The 3411-nt window shown below is 28.0% G+C and carries 4 protein-coding genes; all 4 read right to left on the bottom strand.

Translation table 11 applies throughout. The annotated features are described in order from the left end of the window. A partial coding sequence (locus ACH2BC_RS05170) for a F0F1 ATP synthase subunit A (protein WP_395052920.1) occupies nt 1–1018 on the bottom strand: 1018 nt, incomplete at its 3' end. A gap of 519 nt (nt 1019–1537) precedes the next feature. Next, nucleotides 1538–1729, bottom strand: a complete 192-nt coding sequence (locus ACH2BC_RS05165; RefSeq protein WP_395052919.1) for an AtpZ/AtpI family protein — start codon at nt 1727–1729, stop codon at nt 1538–1540. Between the two features lie 7 nt (nt 1730–1736). Then, complete coding sequence (locus ACH2BC_RS05160; RefSeq protein ID WP_395052918.1) at nt 1737–2144, bottom strand: polymer-forming cytoskeletal protein; 408 nt, start codon at nt 2142–2144, stop codon at nt 1737–1739. A 1-nt stretch (nt 2145) separates the two neighbouring features. Further along, a partial coding sequence (locus ACH2BC_RS05155) for a tol-pal system YbgF family protein (RefSeq protein WP_395052917.1) occupies nt 2146–3411 on the bottom strand: 1266 nt, incomplete at its 5' end.

The raw sequence follows: 3411 nt of genomic DNA, 5'->3' as shown, positions 1-3411 counted from the left end.
AACTGCTTCCTAACCAACTTTTAAATATAAACATTAGTGCAATTAAACTCATAAGTACAATGTGTCCTGCAAAAATATTTGCATACAAACGTATCATTAATGAAAATGGTTTAATAAGTACTCCTAATAATTCAATTGGTGCTAAAATAAATTTCATTAGTGTTGGAACTCCTGGCATCCAGAAAATGTGTCCCCAATAATTTCTATTAGCAGTTAAGTTTGTAATTAAAAATACAATAATTGCCAAACAAGCTGTTACAGTAATATTTCCTGTTGCGTTAATTCCAAGTGGTGTTAACCCAAAAATATTTAAAAACCAAATAAAGAAAAACACAGTTAACAAGAAACTCATGTATTTTTTATAATGTTTTTCCCCAATGTTTGGAATTGCAATATCATCACGAATGTAAAGAACAATTGGTTCAAAAAATCTTCCTGCGCCAGATGCTATTCCGCCATTCTTTTTAAATGATTTGGCTAAACCAGAAAACAATAAAAACATTATTAAAGCAACAATCATCATTGCAAAAACTGCTTTTGTAATAGAAAAATCTAAAGGTTTAACATTGGTTGGATGATGTTCGTCTCCAGTTAAAGTTCCTAAATTATCTGTTTTATATATTTTTTCGTCGTGACCTAATTTGTAAAAGTTACCTTTAGATTCTGCAACTGCATGACCATGATCAAACTTAGAATATGAAAAAAAGTGTATTCCATTATCCCAAAGAATTATTGGTAACGGAAAACCATAATGTTTACCTGTAACTTCGTCTTCGAACAATGAAAACTCGTGCGCATCAAGAACGTGATGGTTTATGTATTCGTTAATTTTAGTTTTTAAATCTTTTGGCTCATCGTGTGCTTCGTGAGAAGTTTCAGAAGTAGCATGTGCTTCGCCAACAGCAGTAATTTCTTTTTTTACTGGTAATGTATCATTAGCATTTGCAGTTCCAACAAAAGGAAGAATTGCTACTAAAGTGACTATAATAAAATGAATCGATTTTTTCGAAAACACCATAACTGTAAATTATCTTAAATTTTACTTCTGAAATTTGGTGCAAAGGTACATTTTTTATTACTATTCAAAAATATTTAAAATACTTTTTTTGACGTAATTATCAATTTTATAGCTTTTTATTGCTTATTGTTTAAGATTCTTATGCTAACTATAGTTTCTATTGCTAAAAATAAAAGAAAAATGATAAAAAAATTGATTTTTTCAAATGAAGCGTATTTGCTAGAAGAATTTAATATAGAATGTAATAAAAAATAGGCAAAAGGCATTTTTAAAATCGTTAGTAACATAAAAGAATTGCCAACGTTATTAATTTCTTTTCTTTTTATAAAAAATAAAAGAACAATAATTATAAGCGAACAAATTATAAAAAAACTATATAGGGTAAAAATTGAATATTGAAATTGGTTTTCAATAGTTTGATAATTTAAAAAATAGAATGCTAATTTATGAATTAAAAATGCAGAAGAAGCTAATAAAAACAGTAATAAAACAGATTGAAATAATTCTTTTTTCATGTACTTATTCGTCCATTTTATTGATTTCTTTTAACTGTCTGTTTAAATTGTAAAAAGCAATTACAATTGAAAGTAGTGTTAAAATCTTTACGTAAATATTGTGCTTATTAGGATATTTATTATCTAACCAATTTCCTAAATAAGAAAATGCAAAAATTACAACGCCCATTTGAATAGGAATATTAATTAATGCCAACCACTTGTTACGCTGTTTTTTCTTCTGATTGTTCTCCAGCATTTGGTAAAAGATTTTTTATGTTGGGTTTCATTACACAAGTTGCGCTAAATTCAGCTCCAGGTTCTACAGATAATTTTCCACAAATTACTTCTCCATTTACTGATGCTTTGGATTTTAAATTTAAAATTTCAGTTACTTGAATTTTTCCTTCAAATTTTCCTTCAATATCGCAATTTTTACAAATAATATCTCCTTTTACACTTCCTGCTGGACCAATTACTAATTTTCCTTTACACTGAAAATTACCAATTAAATGTCCGTCAAGACGAAAATCTGCTGGAGAAATTATTGTTCCCTGAATGGTTGTTCCTTCTACAATTCTATTAGTTTTTCCTAATAAATCGGTGTATGATTTTGGTTTTTTATCAAACATATTATTCTTTTCTTGGCATTGATGGCATTGGTGGCATCATGCTTCCTGCTGGTGGATCGTTAGAATCCATTTGATCTCTGTTTCCAGCTTTGTTATTTTGATTTGGGTTTTGTAATTGAGGTTGTTGTGGGTTTTGAGCTTGATTAGCTGCTGGTTTAACCTCAACTTTGGCTGCGTTCATAGCATTTTTTACATCTTGCTTTGTAACTACTTTTTTAACTTCGGTTTTTGTATCTGTTAAAGTAATATTTTTAGGAATAGGAATAATTTCTTTATTTAACCAATCGCCAATAACGTACTCATCAAAATTCTTTTTTACTTGAACTACTTTATAATTTTCACTAGATATTACAAACGATTGTTCTGCAATTTTATATTCTTTAAATTCTTTTAAAACTTGCGCAATTCCAATAGCGTCATCTTTAGATTTTATGCTATGAATAACTATAAAATTTTTCTCTAAAGTATAAATATCTGTAGATGTTGTAAGTTTATCAACTGTTCTTTCTTTGGTAAACTTTGTTAATTTTTCTAATAGAACTTTGAATTTTTTATCTTCTAAATTATTTGCTGCAAATAAAATTTTCCAACTAACAGGAAACTCCGAATTAAAATTTAAAGATTCTAAATATGGAATTTTAGTTGCTATAAAAACTTCTGTTTCTTTTCCTTCTTCACTATTTGGATAAGTTAAAGCTACATAATTTAATGCTTTTTTAAATTCTGTTAATCCTTTTAATTTTCCAGTAAGATTAGCTTTTAATAATTCAAATTTCGGCAACATTTCTTCGCCTGTAAATTGCCCAATAGCGGTTTCTATTTTTGGTAAAACTTCTCTGTACAATCCGTTTTCATAGTCTTTATAAAGTAAATCATAAGCTATTTCTGGTGATGAAGCAACTTCGTTAGATGCGTTTGGATTACTAATAATTTGAGCATAACGAGAATCTGGATATTGAGCAATTATTCTAGATTTCATTGCAAGTGCTTTATCTTTATCTATAATTTCATAAATTTTAAATAAATTATACATTGATGGTAAAATCAATCGCTCTTCTGGATTATTTTCTAGTAATTTTTCTAGTTTGGTTGCTGCGCGTTGGTATTCTTTAAATTTTTCTTTGTAAATAACTCCAAGTTGATAATAGGCAAAATTTCTTTGTTTTGCCAAACTGTCTAACACTATTCTATCTGTTGGAATGTCTTTTATGTAGAAATTGGTAGTGTATTTTTCATTTACTTCTTTACTGTTTTTGTCCGATGAAGC

This window comes from Flavobacterium sp., from assembly GCF_043760115.1.
GTDB lineage: Bacteria > Bacteroidota > Bacteroidia > Flavobacteriales > Flavobacteriaceae > Flavobacterium.
Note: the sequence above shows the minus strand (reverse complement) of the source record. Positions and strands in the feature narration are given on the sequence as shown.

Bases quoted from the DNA above. Each gene is read 5' to 3' on its own strand.
- ACH2BC_RS05160 (WP_395052918.1), bottom strand. From the start codon at position 2,144: ATGTTTGATAAAAAACCAAAATCATACACCGATTTATTAGGAAAAACT.